The following is a 15407-nucleotide window of genomic DNA, read 5'->3' on the forward strand; positions in this document are numbered from 1 at the left end:
TTTTTGAGTTCAGGCAGTATGGTCATTACACGCTCTCCGTTTTTTCATTTTTAACATTCGGGTTATTAAACCGTGACACAAAGCACACCTGCCTGGTTGTCTCATTGACTTGTAGTGTCCAGGCGGGACCGGCCAGCACCATGAGCGCGTCTCGTAACTGCATCGGCCCTAAATGGGCGTGTACAAGCGGTAGCAGCAGCGCGTCAAAAGTATTAAGGGTGTCGCACATCTGGTAGCCTGAGCGCTGCAGCACATAACGCATTGCCTGGCCTACAGTGGTATCGGTCATGCCTTGGGATAGCGGAAACGATACATCGATAACCTGCGCCATCAGATCGCGTTGTCCTTGTTCTGGCATAACTTCCACTAGCGTATATCGTCCATAACGGACAACCTGTACAGGGGCAGCATCCAGATACGGACGAGATTTATCCGTTTTTGCTGTTATAGCCGGTGGGCTTGTCTGGCATGCCGAGAGGAAAAGGATGAGCAGCATTGTAAAAAGGCATGCTGCCGGTTTGAAAAAAGGATAAATGCGGATCACTGTTTTGCTCCCATTGAATAAAAACCATGAGTGATCTTTACAAACCAGTGGAGTTGGCGGGGAAATAAAGCAAAATAGAAATATGCTGATTTCTTTTTGGAATGATTTTTTTTGCCTAAATATGAAGCAATGTACCGGGTAAACTGTTTATCCAGGAAGTTGTGCCATATACAATGTTGTTTTATGCATGTTATGCACAAAAAATGTGGATAACTTCCCGCAAAGAAAAACCCCGGCATAAGCCGGGGGAGGGTGATTAGGTGGATGACAGTTCGAAGGATTCGTATAACAATGACTCTCCATCATAGCATTGTGATTGAACCAGTACTGTATTGCGAATTGGGCTTACTGGCAGTACAAGACTGACATCATCGGTTCCGCTCCGCCACCCGGTCAGTACCCTGGCTTTATGGCAGGCAGTTTCATTGTCAAACCAGACAGTGTACGTGCCGTAGGTAAAATGCAGATCAGTAATTTTCTCCAGTGTCAGCTCTCGTATATGCCCAGGAAAACCCTTGCCATAGAGATCGTCCATTTTAAGACTCATTTTCAGGAGGCGATGCTCCTGGTGTTCAATATTGAAGTCGCCATAATAGACCATCTGGTTTAACTCACGGTTATAGCAACCCAGCAGATCATCCCTGCTGTCAAGAAAATGTGTCTGCAAACAGTTATCAGATGTGCCAAAAGGCGGCATGCTGATAATTGCCCAGCCGGTTTCACAACTGGCCTGAACAAGCTGTTCGGGTGAAACGTAAAACAAATGCAGATTGTCGCGCTGATAACGCACTGAAAGGATATCTTTTAAACGTGGGCCTTGTGAGCCCCAGCCATCGCCTTTGAGATAAGACTGTTTTTGATCCTGATCCCAGGTTCGGCCATGGAAGATGTTCATATAAAGTGACATAATGTGTTTGCTCCTTATTAAAGAAATACGGGGCAAACATCCCATCAGGGTGTTTACCCTGCGGGGAATAAAAAAGTTATGGGCTATTTCACTGAGAAATGAGCTCAAAATTGTTGTATAAAACCTCTACATCATCACGAAATACGCTGATCTGGCATTGTTTCGTACTCCAGGTACGGGTTTCAGGAAGGTATACCCTGAAATGTTTTTCAATGTCAGTTTCCCAGCCCGTTTGCTGTTGGCATTTTTGAAATGCCTTGATATCGTCAAATTCCAGATAGTAAGAACCAAGATGGAATTTCAGCGCAAAGATGTTTTCAATTGTGATAACGCTGGAGTTTTCACAACATTTCTGATTTGTGCAGTCTGTAAACAGCCGCATGCGTAATTTCTGCCCTGCATTTTGATGGGATAGACAAAATACAGGACTGTTCACGATTTGTCTTTTGAACGAATCAATCAGAGCAATCAATTTGTGCAGCTTTTGATGATATATGAATGAGAGATATATAAACCCGTGCCAATGATTACCTGTTCCGTTTTCGATAGGCAACCATCCGGTTTTTTCATGAGCAAGTGTGAGTGCATCATCACTTTTAAAATGAAGCGATATATCACCATTTTGATATTTGGTAGCACCAATGTTACAAACGGTTAGCTTTTCAGGACGAATAAACTTTCCAGCTGTAGCTGGGTTTTGAAAAGTATGAAAAAAATCAATATTTAAAGACATCATAATCTCCTGATAATGAAAATAGGGTCGCAAAAGCGACCAGTGAATGAATAAAATCTCTTTGATTTACATGGCAAATGAACACAAAGTTTTTGGTGTTTCACAATGTTGTGCGTGAAACAACCGGACTTTGTTTCGCCACTCATGAGATGCAGTTGGAACTTTGTCCAGATATGACAAAGGGCACGAATAGTAAGAAGGATGAAACGCTTCTTCGATCTGTTGATATCCCCAATGAGCATCAACATGCTCAATCAGATTGCCGACAATGATCTTTTTTGATTCGCCTGCAGCAAGGTGCCACAAGGGAGAATCATTTCTGGCTGTTACCTGATTGATTGACCAAAATAGACCACCAACAACGGGCGTGAAATCAAGAACACAGATATCAACATTCGCTGTCTTTTTGGGCTGTAGCAGTTCATGCACAACTTCAGCCGTACTGGTTGCAAATAAAATCCAATTCATGGGAATCGTTCTCCATATATAAATGGCGGGGATATTTCCCTGGCAGGGAGATATCCCTGCCGGGTTGTGAATTAATTGAAAAAATGCATCAGCCTGGGTGAACCAGACCGCAACCTTAAAGATGTCGATTGCCTGGGCAGTTGCTGACGACGTCAGCTGAACATGCTCCAATGATGAGGTGTGCTGGCTTACGGATAGAAAAAAAGCCGATTTCAAGTGAAACGGCTTTTAAGTACAAAAGAGGATTAAATCAATGAACCATTAATCATCTGGTTTATATATCCAGTCAAGGTCAGCGTGGTACCAGCCAAGGCTGCGTGCTGCTTCAATGAAGTCTGTTGACCACTGTCTACTCGACTGATAGTCGCTTTTAGACACCAGACAATGAGAGTAGCCATAAACTTTGTTGTATATAAAAACAGCTTCATATAATGAACTTGCTGGCATGTCCAGTTTGTATTCTTTCTTTAACGACTGAACATGTTTAATGAAATGTGATTCATCTTCAAAAATACTTACCCCACGAGGATATACATTCTCATCAAGCGGGTAAGGGGCAACGATAATAGACATGATGTTTTCCTTTCTAATAAAAAATTGAATCTTTTGATCCAGTTGAAAAAGCGTACCCATCAACATTGCGCGATAACGCAATATGATCAGTACGCCGGTAAAAAAGAATTACCAGTTATAGATAATCAGTTCTTTGGCTTTTTTGACCTGGCCTACCTGTGACCCGCCGACTGTGTAGTCGATCTGGACGCATTCGCTTCTGAACGCTGAAAACAGGTCACAAATTTCTGGATGATGATTGATGCTCAGGATGCATTTACCCTGGATGGTTTGCATTATTTCTTTCAAAGCGACATACTCGTCCCACGGAAAAGCAACCCCGTATCCTTCTACCTGCCAATAAGGTGGATCGAGATAGAAAAACGTATGAGGACGGTCATACTTCTTGATGCAGGTTTTCCAGTCCAGATGCTCGATATAGGTTCCCTGCAAACGCAAGTGCGCTAAACTCAGGGACTCTTCAATGCGCAACAGATTAATCGGTGCCCGATCAGTCGTTGCAGTCCCAAAATTCTGGCTGGACACCTTGGCTCCGAAGGCATGCTTTTGCAGATAATAAAAACGCACCGCCCGTTCAATATCAGTGAGCGATTCGACATTGGCGTCTTGAAGCCAATGAAACAACTGGCGACTGCTGAGCATCCACCGAAACGATTTAACGAATTCCTCAAGGTGGCGTTGCACAACCCGATACAGATTGATCAACTCACCGTTGATGTCATTGATAACTTCCGTCTTTGACGGCTCCTTGAGCATATAAATTGCAGCTCCTCCGGCGAATACCTCGACATAGCATCGATGTTGTGGTATCCGCTGGAGCAAGATGTTGGATAAACGGCGTTTGCCGCCGATCCACGGAACAATGGGTTTGGTCATGTTTGAACTTCTCCGATAATAAAGAAGTTACTTTCCATGATTACTTCCTCAACTGATATAAAAAAAGCGATCCTACTTCTGACGCTTTTTTCTGACGGAATCCTGACCGGCGTTATAAGCATCCGTCAGCGCACTTTGAATGCTCCAAACGGGGACCTCATAAAAATCCAGCCCATCAAGACCACGCGACTCCAGTGTTTCAACACGAAAATATTTTTTTGCAATTTGCAAAATCGTTTTATCCTGATCAGCGCTAACGCTGCTTTGTTTTGATGATTGACTCATAGTTGATCCTTTAAAAAGCGGGATTGGCCCTGAAAATCAGAACCAATCCCGGAGATTACAAAAAATGATGGATTGTGCAATCAATCATTTTCAGTTGCGACGGCGATTCGATGAACTACCACGGCTGTTTCTGGAAGAGGAGCGTGAAACCTGCGTTCCAGATGAACGACGGGATGCTTGTCCCTGACGAGGTTCCCGAGGCTCTTCTTCGTAGTGCTGATCGTCACCACGACCATGGCCGGAATCGTTATCATTTCTCCTGTTGTCACTGTACTGAGGAATAGACAGGCGCTGATCATCTTCACGGTCTTCAGGACGAACCTTATAGATTTCTTCCTTATCAACACGAATCCAGTCGATATACATCAAATTGGACTGGAAGCTGACATCGTACTCGCCTGTGCGATCACCTTTTTGGTGCTCAAAAATGCTTGGCGTCATACCACGCATCAAAACACCCATAAGGATTTCACGTTTCTCGTCCAAGTCTTGCTCAAGATTCCAAAGTAGATTTTGTGCCTCTTCGCCAATGACGTAACAACTGAAACGATGATAAAAGCGGCCTTTACTGGTGTTTTCAAGAACCTTGAGGTCACACACCATAAAGGTGCTATCACCTTTGGTGATTTCTTTAAAATCCTGCAGATAAGCCATAGCAGCAATACCTGCGGTGACCCAATGGTTTCGCTTTTTAGGCTGCTCGGATGAGTTTGAATTGCTTCTTCTGTTCATAATATATATCTCCAATGATTAATAGCGGAGATACTTCACCCAAATGGGAGAAGATTATCTCCCGCAAGGGTTAAAAAAGGTCATGTGACCGCATAAGTAAAAATGACATCCTTCATCATTTCAGATGATCGTCCGCGTGTCGGATGCTGAGAACGGACTAGATGGATCAATGCAGATAAACATCTGTATCGCAGCCCTAATGATCCTGGCTGCCTGGGCATGTTGCCGACTCAGCGGCGTTACATGTTTTTCATTGTTATTTAAAAACTTTGACTTATCCACTTAGAAAACGATATGGACAAGAGCAGATTTCCATAAAAAAAACCTCCCGGTGTGGCCGGGAGGTTAGATTGCAACAGGAGTAAAAATATCATTCAGCTTTACTGGTGAGTTTTATCAGGATCATCAATGACGGGATGCAGCCAACCCAACTGATGAGCGGCCATAAGCACACGCTCATCCCACCAGTTGATTTTTTGATATTCTTCTTTGGTGATCACGGCGAAGTGTTTTCCCTGTTCTTCGAACATCCCTTTGATGTTGGATGCCAGAGATACGTCACGCTCGTCGTAGGAACACACGGCTAAAAATTCATCATAGGTCGCAATAGCATGCGCCTGGCTAGGCTGAATACCGGGGTATGTACAAACAATGATACCGCGAGGATCAATTCTTGATTGTTTATTCATCATGTTTTCCTTTGAGAAAATGGTGTACAAAATGCCCCTGATATTGCAGGGGCAGTAATAGGTTTATCAAATATCAAAAGTGGATAAACCTTGCACAAGCCTATGCAGCGTTTCTATGCAAAAAGCGGTTCAAAACATCATCAACAAGCACCCCAAGTTTTTCAGAAGCCTTGCTGATGTCACGAGCTTCAAAAAGCGTTAAGACTTCAAAGACGCGAATGATCGTTTCTTTGATAAACTTCGTGTGATTGATGTCCTCAGGGTCATAAACACTGAGGAAGTAACCACGTTTGCGCATCTCGTCAAGCAGGATGTCGTTTTTGATATTTCGCAAATCAAGACCGACATTGGCAGGGAGAACAATTTTCATGTGTTCCCCGGTTTCTTCGCTCAACTGAGTTTCGATTAATAAGATGGGTGAGCTATTATTCATAGTCGCAGTATCTTTCTTTGATATGGCAGATCGCTCATATCCGGTAGGATTAGAGCCATCCAGCCGGATTAATGAATTTTTGATGATTTAAAGAAAAGCCATAACTCGTGTCAAAATGGCTTTGACCAGTTTGATACCTTCGGGTCGGTTTTCTTCGGTCTTGAAAAGGTCAACAATAGGCAATATGCATTCTGCTGCTGTTTGAATATATTCCGGATCATCGGGTTTTGGGCTATCAGCAATAACCTGATAGCCCCGGTTTCTGATTTCCTCAATGAGCGGTTCATCATCAAGTTTATTAAAAAATTCGCCAACGTCTATATAAACGTCTACGTTCATTTCAATTGAATCCATGAAATCTCCTAAAAATTAATGGAGCGCAGCACCCATCGGGGCTTTGCCCCAAAGGGTTAAAAAATTGTTTGATAGAAAATGATCAATCAGCCTGTTGCTGATCGCAGCCCTGATGATCTCGACTGCCTGGGAGTGTTGCCGACCACGGTCAGCACAACTGGTTTCATCTTCATGTAATTGAGTATGGATTTGGAGCAATAAGCAAAATGCAGCGGTGCAGTTTTCAGGAACAGAAAAAGCCCTTCAAAAGAAGGGCTTGGTGATATGTTTGTATTACACCTCATCTATCCAGGCGATCCATACATCCTCCTGGTAAGCAAGTATCTTTTGCCTGATTTTTCCTTGATCAAGATAAGAAACAGAAAGCTGTTTTTTCTCAGTGTTGTAATCAATTTTTAAAACTTCGGCAAAGGAGCCTGGGAGCGCTTCAAAAAAAGTGCCTGCTGTCAAATTGATGGCCATAGTCAAGGATTTGTTGAGAAGGTAAGATTTACCATCTTGCTCAAATTCCGAGGTGTGGCGGGTATATTTAGCGATGGATTTAATATCATTGATATTGATCATTTAAATTCTCCTGTTAGTGTTAAATATTGTGAAAAATGGCTCCCGAAAAGGAGCCATGGCTTAGTAAGCAGCCAAACACTTGTCAAGTGGAGTGCAAAAGTGCACCACAAACTTATGTTTGATGGCTTTTATTGCAGTTGCTTTTTTCATCAGCTTGTAAAAGGTCTGCCAGACTCTTTTGAATAAGCATGCGATTTTCCGAGTTGTGAATGCCGCGCAAAATGCCCTGGATTTCGTTAAAGAGTTCCTGTGCTGCGCTTTCCGGTTTGTTTTGACATACGGCTGTGTGCAGGCATGTACCAAGATCTACCACCTGTTGTGTGTCAAATTCACAGGTGAGTTCGTGGCTGATGAATTTACCCATGCCATTGAATTCACCAGCTCGAACTTTGTCGCTGAACCAGTATTCATGGTATTGGATACTTTCAATGCTGTGGCCGTCATCAAAAAGTGAAGCAAGCCTGAATAAAATATCGAGTTCTGGTGTACCGGTGAACGAATAGGTTTTAAGTTTTTGCACACCTGGGTCGTCGTTGGTTTTATTAAAATGCCTGGCAAGAGATGCCAGAAAGCCGCTAGTTGAGTTATCAGTGTTTTGTGACATATCCACATGACGATCCTCAGCTAACGCTTTTAAACCTGCCAAAACCTCATCCCAATCCGGCAGATGTTCATCGGAAATAAATGTGATGCAAGCAGCACTTTCCGACTCATCAAAAGGGCCGATCCTGTATGTTTTGAAGAGTGCATTGATAACCGGCGTAACTTTATTTAGAACAATAACACCATGTCCTGTGATGTAATAATTTGCCATATTGGCTCCTAAAATGCGTACTGACTCACCAGCCCTTGCGGATTGGTGCTTTTGCAGTGGTTGATAAAAAATGAGCAGCCCAAATGTCTCGGACCGCAGCCTTAAAGGTCTTGGCTGCCTGGGATGTCGCTGGTCAACAACCAGCAGAGCATGGTTGTATTTTTAGGAATGTTGTTGGTATGCAGGCTATAAAAGCAGAATTGCTCCTTGATGCATTGATAAAATATGGAGCTATTTTGGTATAAGAGGAGGTGACAATGAATAATGACGAAAGCAGTCAAACTAACATCAGCAAATTCACGGGGGTATTTGGTCTTATAGAAAAGCTGTGGGATATCACTTGGTCATTGAGAGTTTTTATTATTGTTTTGTATGTAGATATCGTGCTGATGCTGCATAACCGAGTGGGGTTGATGGGGTGGGAGGAGACTAAACTATTTTTTACGCAAAATCCTGGTTATGCTATCGCGTGGTTTTCTGTATTAGGACTTTTTGTTTCGATTCTTATACCCAGTATCGAATTTGTTTTTAGGCGTGTCTGTGAAAAATTATTTTGGAATCATATTTATGGATTTCATCGTGGTGAAAGACGATCCGGTGAGGCACTCTACAGTGATGTGCTGGAGTTTGCAACGCGTTCGGGGGATAAGGTTTTACTTGATAGTTGTAAGGATCATGAACGCAATAGTGAGCTTCTTGCGCATAAAGGTTCTCAAATAGCATGGCTTACTGTTGCAACAGCGATTTTAGTTGCAGCAGATATCGGTATCCCATTTATTAATTATTCGGACCAATCCATTCTTTATCATTTTGGTCAAATGGTTGGTTGGTGGGGTGGTGGGGTTGTCCTCCTGTTTTATATAGGATGCTGGTATGTACTGTGTTTTGCGTGGCAACTGATGGATTCCAATCCATGGATTTTGTATCCTCCAATGGCAGACGAAATAGTTGCAAAAGAAAAAAAGCAAAAGCACCTTCAAGATGAATTGATACAACCTCCATTGAGAAAATATAGGATACACCAAACAGATGGAAAACGGTAACGTCTATCAGGACGAAAAAAAGCCGGGTACACCCGGCTTTGAATAATTAACCACATATGGACCGTTTGATGGAATCGGTCGTCGGTAGAACCTATCCTCATTCAGCTCTCATCAGGCTTTTATCGTGGTTTAAGCCTGTAACTGCAGGCGGGCATCCGCTCACAAATGGAACCCGATTGTTTCGCCAGCGGGTACTGGCCCTGATTACTTGCAACCCTGATGGGTTTCCGGGTACCTCACTGGACAGTAAAGCACCAGGAAACCCGTCAAGGGCGCACAACTAAAAAATAAATGCTTTTCAGCAGTGAATTAAACTCCTTCCTGCTGCCATGTTGGTATAGGCAGTCGCGCACCAAAGCGGAAGGTGGAAGTGCGCTGGCATGTCCCCAACAGGGGGCAAAATCTTATGAGCCAGCTGTTTTTGGGAAACGACTCGGACTCTTTTGACGCTTGCTTGATTTTTGACCATCAATGGGCATTGAGCCAGAACAATTAGGATATTGCGAGCATGAGTAAAAATCGCCGTTCCTGCCTTTTCTCCTGCGCATCGCGGATTTGCACAACGGGCAGGCTGGACTATCGGGCAATTTGATTGACAGGCTGGAGGCTGCATATTGTTTGACCAGTTGGTCAATCCATGCACTTTGTTTGGCAATGAAGGCTTCTGAGGTCATCTGGCCTTGTTCTATGCTGTTAAGTGCTTGCTCCCATACTGCGGTCAGGCCGGGGTCGGCGATAGCTTGGGGAATCGCATCAATCAGTGTGAATGCCGCATCTGAGGCTCGTACAGAGCGTCCCTTGGCGACTAAATAACCTCGGGCCAGCAGACCCTTGATGATGCCTGCACGCGTGGCTTCTGTGCCGATTCCGGTAGTTTCTTTCAGTATTTGCTTCAAACGCGGATCACTCACGTACTTTGCTACACCTTTCATTGCCTTGACCAGTTCTCCTTGCGTGAAAGGCTTGGGTGGCATGGTTTTGAGTGATTTCAACTCGGTGCCGGTGACTATACACTGCATGTTTTGAGATAATGCAGGTAAGACCTGAGAAACCGCAGCCTGATCTTCGTTGTCCTGATCCACCAGGACGCTGCGCCAGCCCATCACCACAATCTGTTTCCCGCTGGCACGCAAAGAATGTCCTGCACAGTCAAATTCAGCCACAGTGCGGTCATATTCATGATTGGCTAAAAACTGTGCCAGATAATGCGAGCGGATCAGCTTGTAGACGGTTAGCTCCTTGTCGTTCAATGCAGACAGGTTGATTGGCTCCATTGTCGGAATAATTCCATGGTGGGCGGTGATTTTCTCATCGTTCCATGCGCGGGAGCGGATTGACAGATCCAGCTTATCCAGCAATGTCTGGATAGAGGGGTCGGTTTTGACAATGGCCTGCATGACTGCAGGTACCTCGGCAAGCATTGATTGCGGCAGGTAGCCACAGTCGGTACGCGGATAGGTAGTGGCCTTGTGTTTTTCATACAGGCTTTGCGCAATATCGAGCGTTTCCTGTACATCCAGTCCAAGTTGTTTCGAACAAACTTCTTGCAGCGTACCAAGGTCAAACAGCAGCGGTGGTCCTTCACGCAAGCGCTCGGTTTGGACATTCTTCACAATAGCATGTGATGCAGATTTGATGGCATGTTCAGCTGCCTGTGCAACAGTCTGCTGAATGCATCTGCCAGCTTCGTCTGTGCAACCAGTCTGGGGTAACCATTGTGCGATAAAGCGTTGATTACTGGCTGACAGACCAACATCCACCGTCCAAAATGGTACCGGCACAAAATTGCTGATCTCACGGTCACGCCGTACCACCAGTGCTAGAGTCGGGGTCTGTACCCGTCCCACTGACAACACACCGTGATAACCAGCATTTTTACCCAGTAATGTAAACAGGCGACTCAAATTCATACCAATAATCCAGTCAGCCCGGGAGCGGGTTAGTGCTGAATAGTACAGTGGCAGCGTTTCATTACCCGGTTTGAGTGAGGCAAGCGCTGTGCGGATTGAAGATTCATTTAAAGCAGATAACCATAGACGTTTTATGGGACCACGGTATCCGCAAAAGTCGACAATTTCCCGGCCAATCATTTCGCCTTCACGGTCAGCGTCGGTTGCAATTACCAGCTCTGTGGTTTTTTGCAGCAATTTTTTGATGACATTGAACTGTTTGGAAACAGCAGGTTTGACTTCAACCTTCCATGCAGCAGGGAGGATAGGTAAATGTTCCAGTGCCCATTTCTTGAATGCCGGATCGTAGGCTTCGGGAGGCGCGGTTTCAAGCAGGTGTCCAATACACCAGGTGACCGTAACGCCATGACCGGCAATGAAACCTTCACCTCGTTGGGTTGCACCAAGGACCTTTGCAATATCTTTGCCTTGTGAGGGTTTTTCACATAAAAATAAACGCACTACCTGTTCCTTATCGAGTTCGCTAAAACCCAAGGATGGCAGAGTGCTCAATTAAATAGCAAAACTAATCGAAATCACTCAGGGCAGTATTTAGTGCTGCCTAGATGAGATGAACAAACAAAAAGTGGATGTGTTGTCGCCACATCCACTTATGAAAGAACCGGCAACGAATTGTCGGTTATGGTGGGCTATTCATCTGCTGGCGCTTCAGGCAAGTTTTCTCCTCCTTTGGGTTCAATGGCAATACTCAGCACACGATGTGGAAGTATTCCGATACTGCGGGCTTCGACCTTAAAGGTGACTTGTTTTTCACCTTCAGCGTTTTCCCATTCCTGACAAATCATTCGCCCGTGTACAATCACACGCATGCCTTTTTGATACAGATCTACCCAATGCTCGGCATTGGCATTCCAGATTTCCACAGGTGCCCAAAAACCTCCCCGGTCCTGATATTCATCCTTGCCTTTCACAGGAACAGGGTTGTCGAAGCGGACATTGAGTTTCAACAACCGGCGTGGCTCATCATTGCCATTCGGGAATTCGTGAAACTGCGGCTCGGAGCCGATATTACCTTCGCCAATAAAAAGAGTGCTCATAGTTGGTTTCCTCATAGTTTAAGTTAAGAGTGGATGCGCTGCTGATAAATCGCTTGGGCCCATTCAGCTTTGTGCGCACATTCACGGGCCTGTTTTGAAATCAAATGAACCAGACTGATCTGCATATTGATTGCAATGCGCTGAAGCTCCATTGCATAAAGGTCAGCGATCAGATGTGCAGGGGTGGCAGGATGCTGGATCACATCGGCCCAAAGAGACACCCCCATGGCAGATCGATCCAGATTGCGCCAGCGTAAAAAGGATGTGCCTGCGCCAGTCGATTGCATGCCGAAATGGATTGGCAGCAGCGCCAACGGAAAGGTTCGGCTTTGCGGCAATAGTTCATGCCGGGCTAAATTGATCAAGCTGTCGCGCAACTGTTCGTGCCGGTTCGAACATGCCTCAAACGGTCCTTTACCCTTAAAAGGAAAAAGGAATCCTTTTAGGAAGGCGGCATGATCCAGGCGTTGGAAGACTGCGTGCTCCAAAGGTTTGAAGTGCTGTGTAGTCATATTTACTGGTCAGCCGGATCGTCATCTTCAAGAGCGTACCTATCCAGATCACCATTCGAATCAGCGTCAGCAGGTTCAGGTGACTGGTCTGGTAAATGATCTGGTGATGGTTCGACAGGAGTTTTTTCTTCCCGGCGATAAATTGGTGGGGCAAAGCGAGAACGGCGTGTACCATTAAGGATGTCTGCAGGAATTTCCCCGAATTTTTCGATAGCAGTGCTCGCTGCAGTATTGCCTGCAGCAAAATCTTCGCGGGTGACTTGCGAGTCGCGATAACGCTGGACCAGGGTAAACAGGCTTCTGAGGTGGTGTGAGCAATGATCCAAATAGCGATCCAGTGTATTGCGGTCAATCAGTGCAGTATGATGGGCCAGCACCAGTTGGCGTGTTATCTCGTCAAATTCAGCCAACAGAAAAATCGCCAGAAACCCAAGCGGTGAATTTGCAAAGATGGCGATATTGGCTGGTTGCAGGTTGAGGTTTTCACCAAGGGACATTGCCGCAGGGACGTTGACATAGATTGCCTCTAACTGCTCCTTGATCTCAGCAAGGCGTGTTTTGACATCACTGAGTTTTTCTTCAACGCGAATAAGCCACCAGTCAGCGTATGGATCGTCCTGAGATGCAAAGCGAGCCATTTTGTTGGTGAAGGCTAAAAAACCGTTCAGACCAATAATGCCCGGTACACCATCTTTCGGTGGACGGCCTCTCCACATGCGGGCGGCGTGATGGGTATGAAGTGTCAGACGCATCTGACTTCGTAATGAACCTAGATTGAGTAAAGTATTTTCAACATTTGCCATAGATGATTCCTGATGTTTTTCAAGATCAGATGGTCGGGGCAAATGAAAGGTGTAACCGTTAAAAAAGCGATTTTGGGTAGTTGCGCTTTACAGCGAAAATTTTTCCAAATCTAAAATAACGGGTTATTTGGTTTTGGCTGTACCTGGCTATTTCTTGAAAAGAACTTTTCGAACGACATGTAGGCAATGTTTTTTCACTTTTAAAAGTGGTTGTACCCTTTAGTATCCTATATGGTGGCCACCATATAGGATACTGAGGCGTACCATTTAAAAAACGCGGTTATTCAGGGGGAGGCAGACTTGGTTTTATTCGTGTGGGAAGTTGGGGGCTTTTTGCTTAACCCTGCAAAATCACGAAGCCGCTGAATATACATTTGCGATATTTCCCGCTCTGCTGGTGTTTCTTCAAGTGCTTGGGGCTTTTGTTGTGGTTCAGGTTTCGTTAGTGCTCGCGGTGGTGTTGGTGCTTCATTAAGCGCGTTAAGCTCCCCCTGCAGGGCTTTTTGGATAATTCCTAGCAGATACGCAGGAGGTTTACGAATGGCAGTCGTTTCGCAGCGACGATCCCATTGGATCAGGATCTCTTGCTGCACATGAATGTCCAGATGCTGCAAAGCTGTTAGCGCGAGGTTTTGCTGCTTTGGTGACAAATGTTTAAAACGCTCAGGAATCTGAATATGCAGACGTTTTTGTTTTGTAGTAGTTTTATTAAAAATATTACTACTACTACTACGTACTGGCTTCGGATTTGTGAAAGCCTGATTTTTAGCGGGTTTGCTACCTGATTCGGATTCCGAAGTCAGCCCATAGCGATTCCGAAGAGAGCAAATTTTACCGTCTTCGGATTCCGTAGTCGGTTTTTCTGTGGATAACTTTGGGTTTTCAGGTTCCATGGTCGCGGCAATACGTTCGGTCAGAACCGACAGGCGCGTTGGCAGGGCTCTCTTGCCAATGGTGGGATCATTGCTGATTTCTAAAAAGCATAGTTCACCAATTCGACGGATGGCTTTGCTGTTGTGATCCATTGCCTTGCTGACCAGTGCAAAATAATCATGATCAAGTTGTATGGTTTCGTGTGGTGAGAGTGGTTCATCATGCAATACATAAATATTGCTCTGCACTTGTCCATTGGGCAGACGGCGACGACGTACCAGCGTCATCCAGCGGGTAAGACGTAATAGTGTGATGGCTTTGGCGACCGTTTCATAGGAAGCCTGCGTTGCACATGGCATTGCTGTCAGAAAGGGGCGTAGCTGATCATAAGTGGGCATCGAGGTCTTGCTGCCACTTTCCATGAGCATCTTGATGATCTGCCATGTGTTGCGCTCTATGGGTGTTAAGCGACGGTCAAAAAAAAGCGTCCTGGGGACGCTTTCCTGACGGTTCCCGGCAAAGAGAAAAACATCATCCGTTGGCGGAGCCGCAGAAAGCGCATGAACCTGGTCAAACAGATTGGCAAGAGCGGGGGTGTTCTTTGAGGATATCAATTGGGCATGTGTCATGAGTGCAGCCCTTCTTTTACCCACTTGCGAATGGCCATCCACAGTTGTGCCATCGTCAGATTTTTTTCCTCTGCCAGCCACATGCAGGATTTGGCCAAATCATGCTCGTTATGTACATCAAAACCGTATTTGTCAATGAGAGTGAGCCAGTAGCGCCACAGTTCGTTTTCCTGCTCTTCAGTGAGTTCTGTCCAACGCCCCTGGCGTTTTTCCATCCCCAATAAGGAGCGTCTGAATGCGACCTCGCGCTGGGTCAGACCAAATACTTCACAAATCATTTTGCTGCTGGCATGAAGTTTGAGCATTCTGTTGATTAAAGCGGCTTCTTGCAATAATGCTTCGGAGGAGTTAATGAGTCCTTTAAGGATAGGTGGATTGATCACAATTCGGCTCCAAGGCACCGATGTGTTGGCCAGCAAAGTGAGAATCTCCGAGTTATTAAGAGCGACCAGATCCTCATGTGCAAAACCCATCTCCAGGCATCTGCGCAATTTGCCATTTTTAAGATCATTAAGCACCTCTGTAATGATGTATCGGTTCAATGACATAGTGCATCCTTTGCTATATA

22 protein-coding genes are annotated in these 15407 nt (G+C 45.1%); 2 read left to right on the forward strand and 20 right to left on the reverse strand.

The annotated features are described in order from the left end of the window. Positions 1–25: 25 nt before the first annotated feature. The 14 genes from pilL2 to CUZ56_RS01205 all read right to left on the reverse strand — a co-directional run bounded on the left by pilL2 (position 26) and on the right by CUZ56_RS01205 (position 7972). Positions 26–496, reverse strand: coding sequence for a PFGI-1 class ICE element type IV pilus protein PilL2 (gene pilL2, locus CUZ56_RS01145; RefSeq protein WP_126977410.1), 471 nt, complete (start codon positions 494–496; stop codon positions 26–28). Then, on the reverse strand, positions 429–572 hold the full coding sequence (locus tag CUZ56_RS15690) for a hypothetical protein (RefSeq protein WP_162615198.1): 144 nt from the start codon (positions 570–572) through the stop codon (positions 429–431). Before CUZ56_RS15690 ends, pilL2 begins: the two co-directional genes overlap by 68 nt. 228 nt (positions 573–800) lie before the next feature. Beyond that, positions 801–1487 carry a hypothetical protein gene (locus tag CUZ56_RS01150; protein ID WP_204250793.1) on the reverse strand — a complete coding sequence of 229 codons (687 nt, stop codon included), beginning with the start codon at positions 1485–1487 and terminating at the stop codon, positions 801–803. A gap of 52 nt (positions 1488–1539) precedes the next feature. Next, positions 1540–2187, reverse strand: a complete 648-nt coding sequence (locus CUZ56_RS01155) for a hypothetical protein (protein ID WP_126977414.1) — start codon at positions 2185–2187, stop codon at positions 1540–1542. A 63-nt stretch (positions 2188–2250) separates the two neighbouring features. After that, the gene (locus tag CUZ56_RS01160) at positions 2251–2868 is read right to left on the reverse strand and encodes a hypothetical protein (RefSeq protein WP_126977416.1); all 618 of its coding nucleotides are present in this window, start codon (positions 2866–2868) and stop codon (positions 2251–2253) included. A gap of 45 nt (positions 2869–2913) precedes the next feature. Further along, on the reverse strand, positions 2914–3225 hold the full coding sequence (locus tag CUZ56_RS01165) for a hypothetical protein (RefSeq protein WP_126977418.1): 312 nt from the start codon (positions 3223–3225) through the stop codon (positions 2914–2916). A 108-nt stretch (positions 3226–3333) separates the two neighbouring features. Further along, the gene (locus CUZ56_RS01170) at positions 3334–4101 is read right to left on the reverse strand and encodes a DNA adenine methylase (protein WP_126977420.1); all 768 of its coding nucleotides are present in this window, start codon (positions 4099–4101) and stop codon (positions 3334–3336) included. 72 nt (positions 4102–4173) lie between these two features. Continuing rightward, entirely contained in the window at positions 4174–4386 is a 213-nt protein-coding gene (locus CUZ56_RS01175; protein ID WP_126977422.1) for a DUF6900 domain-containing protein, read from the reverse strand. A gap of 90 nt (positions 4387–4476) precedes the next feature. Then, the gene (locus tag CUZ56_RS01180) at positions 4477–5118 is read right to left on the reverse strand and encodes a DUF3577 domain-containing protein (protein WP_126977424.1); all 642 of its coding nucleotides are present in this window, start codon (positions 5116–5118) and stop codon (positions 4477–4479) included. Positions 5119–5498: 380 nt separating this feature from the next. Further along, complete coding sequence (locus tag CUZ56_RS01185) at positions 5499–5810, reverse strand: hypothetical protein (RefSeq protein WP_126977426.1); 312 nt, start codon at positions 5808–5810, stop codon at positions 5499–5501. Between the two features lie 97 nt (positions 5811–5907). Beyond that, a complete protein-coding gene (locus CUZ56_RS01190) occupies positions 5908–6240 on the reverse strand; it encodes a hypothetical protein (protein ID WP_126977428.1) in 333 nt (110 codons plus the stop codon). Positions 6241–6327: 87 nt separating this feature from the next. After that, complete coding sequence (locus tag CUZ56_RS01195; protein ID WP_126977430.1) at positions 6328–6594, reverse strand: hypothetical protein; 267 nt, start codon at positions 6592–6594, stop codon at positions 6328–6330. A 273-nt stretch (positions 6595–6867) separates the two neighbouring features. Next, the gene (locus tag CUZ56_RS01200) at positions 6868–7158 is read right to left on the reverse strand and encodes a hypothetical protein (RefSeq protein WP_126977432.1); all 291 of its coding nucleotides are present in this window, start codon (positions 7156–7158) and stop codon (positions 6868–6870) included. Positions 7159–7270: 112 nt separating this feature from the next. Continuing rightward, positions 7271–7972 (reverse strand): hypothetical protein, encoded by a 702-nt coding sequence (locus tag CUZ56_RS01205; RefSeq protein ID WP_126977434.1) that lies wholly within the window; start codon positions 7970–7972, stop codon positions 7271–7273. An 83-nt stretch (positions 7973–8055) separates the two neighbouring features. On the opposite strand from CUZ56_RS01205, the gene CUZ56_RS15695 reads away from it, so the two are divergent. Both CUZ56_RS15695 and CUZ56_RS01210 read left to right on the forward strand, forming a co-directional pair. Continuing rightward, positions 8056–8217: a hypothetical protein gene (locus CUZ56_RS15695; RefSeq protein WP_162615212.1), complete on the forward strand. Its 162-nt coding sequence runs from the start codon at positions 8056–8058 to the stop codon at positions 8215–8217. Positions 8218–8229: 12 nt separating this feature from the next. Beyond that, positions 8230–9015 carry a hypothetical protein gene (locus CUZ56_RS01210; protein WP_126977436.1) on the forward strand — a complete coding sequence of 262 codons (786 nt, stop codon included), beginning with the start codon at positions 8230–8232 and terminating at the stop codon, positions 9013–9015. 404 nt (positions 9016–9419) lie between these two features. Here CUZ56_RS01210 and CUZ56_RS01215 read toward each other — a convergent pair whose 3' ends face one another. From CUZ56_RS01215 to CUZ56_RS01240, 6 genes are all read right to left on the reverse strand, one after another. Further along, positions 9420–11426 carry a DNA topoisomerase III gene (locus CUZ56_RS01215; RefSeq protein ID WP_126977438.1) on the reverse strand — a complete coding sequence of 669 codons (2007 nt, stop codon included), beginning with the start codon at positions 11424–11426 and terminating at the stop codon, positions 9420–9422. A gap of 188 nt (positions 11427–11614) precedes the next feature. Next, positions 11615–12022, reverse strand: coding sequence for a single-stranded DNA-binding protein (locus CUZ56_RS01220; RefSeq protein ID WP_126977440.1), 408 nt, complete (start codon positions 12020–12022; stop codon positions 11615–11617). 23 nt (positions 12023–12045) lie between these two features. Further along, positions 12046–12534, reverse strand: coding sequence for a DUF3158 family protein (locus CUZ56_RS01225; RefSeq protein WP_126977442.1), 489 nt, complete (start codon positions 12532–12534; stop codon positions 12046–12048). A 2-nt stretch (positions 12535–12536) separates the two neighbouring features. After that, positions 12537–13337 (reverse strand): PFL_4669 family integrating conjugative element protein, encoded by an 801-nt coding sequence (locus CUZ56_RS01230; protein ID WP_126977444.1) that lies wholly within the window; start codon positions 13335–13337, stop codon positions 12537–12539. Between the two features lie 284 nt (positions 13338–13621). Next, on the reverse strand, positions 13622–14839 hold the full coding sequence (locus CUZ56_RS01235; protein WP_126977446.1) for an STY4528 family pathogenicity island replication protein: 1218 nt from the start codon (positions 14837–14839) through the stop codon (positions 13622–13624). Further along, the gene (locus CUZ56_RS01240) at positions 14836–15387 is read right to left on the reverse strand and encodes a DUF2857 domain-containing protein (RefSeq protein WP_126977448.1); all 552 of its coding nucleotides are present in this window, start codon (positions 15385–15387) and stop codon (positions 14836–14838) included. The genes CUZ56_RS01235 and CUZ56_RS01240 overlap by 4 nt, the downstream gene beginning before the upstream one ends. Positions 15388–15407: the final 20 nt, after the last annotated feature.

The organism is Saezia sanguinis (assembly GCF_003991585.1).
Taxonomy (GTDB): Bacteria; Pseudomonadota; Gammaproteobacteria; order Burkholderiales; family Burkholderiaceae_C; genus Saezia; species Saezia sanguinis.

Bases quoted from the DNA above. Each gene is read 5' to 3' on its own strand.
- CUZ56_RS01235 (WP_126977446.1), bottom strand. From the start codon at position 14,839: ATGACACATGCCCAATTGATATCCTCAAAGAACACCCCCGCTCTTGCC.
- CUZ56_RS01200 (WP_126977432.1), bottom strand. From the start codon at position 7,158: ATGATCAATATCAATGATATTAAATCCATCGCTAAATATACCCGCCAC.
- CUZ56_RS01205 (WP_126977434.1), bottom strand. From the start codon at position 7,972: ATGGCAAATTATTACATCACAGGACATGGTGTTATTGTTCTAAATAAA.
- CUZ56_RS15690 (WP_162615198.1), bottom strand. From the start codon at position 572: ATGGTTTTTATTCAATGGGAGCAAAACAGTGATCCGCATTTATCCTTT.
- CUZ56_RS01210 (WP_126977436.1), top strand. From the start codon at position 8,230: ATGAATAATGACGAAAGCAGTCAAACTAACATCAGCAAATTCACGGGG.
- CUZ56_RS01180 (WP_126977424.1), bottom strand. From the start codon at position 5,118: ATGAACAGAAGAAGCAATTCAAACTCATCCGAGCAGCCTAAAAAGCGA.
- CUZ56_RS01220 (WP_126977440.1), bottom strand. From the start codon at position 12,022: ATGAGCACTCTTTTTATTGGCGAAGGTAATATCGGCTCCGAGCCGCAG.
- CUZ56_RS01190 (WP_126977428.1), bottom strand. From the start codon at position 6,240: ATGAATAATAGCTCACCCATCTTATTAATCGAAACTCAGTTGAGCGAA.
- CUZ56_RS01225 (WP_126977442.1), bottom strand. From the start codon at position 12,534: ATGACTACACAGCACTTCAAACCTTTGGAGCACGCAGTCTTCCAACGC.
- CUZ56_RS01230 (WP_126977444.1), bottom strand. From the start codon at position 13,337: ATGGCAAATGTTGAAAATACTTTACTCAATCTAGGTTCATTACGAAGT.
- CUZ56_RS01195 (WP_126977430.1), bottom strand. From the start codon at position 6,594: ATGGATTCAATTGAAATGAACGTAGACGTTTATATAGACGTTGGCGAA.
- CUZ56_RS01240 (WP_126977448.1), bottom strand. From the start codon at position 15,387: ATGTCATTGAACCGATACATCATTACAGAGGTGCTTAATGATCTTAAA.
- CUZ56_RS01185 (WP_126977426.1), bottom strand. From the start codon at position 5,810: ATGATGAATAAACAATCAAGAATTGATCCTCGCGGTATCATTGTTTGT.
- CUZ56_RS15695 (WP_162615212.1), top strand. From the start codon at position 8,056: ATGTCTCGGACCGCAGCCTTAAAGGTCTTGGCTGCCTGGGATGTCGCT.
- CUZ56_RS01155 (WP_126977414.1), bottom strand. From the start codon at position 2,187: ATGATGTCTTTAAATATTGATTTTTTTCATACTTTTCAAAACCCAGCT.
- pilL2 (WP_126977410.1), bottom strand. From the start codon at position 496: ATGCTGCTCATCCTTTTCCTCTCGGCATGCCAGACAAGCCCACCGGCT.
- CUZ56_RS01165 (WP_126977418.1), bottom strand. From the start codon at position 3,225: ATGTCTATTATCGTTGCCCCTTACCCGCTTGATGAGAATGTATATCCT.
- CUZ56_RS01175 (WP_126977422.1), bottom strand. From the start codon at position 4,386: ATGAGTCAATCATCAAAACAAAGCAGCGTTAGCGCTGATCAGGATAAA.
- CUZ56_RS01170 (WP_126977420.1), bottom strand. From the start codon at position 4,101: ATGACCAAACCCATTGTTCCGTGGATCGGCGGCAAACGCCGTTTATCC.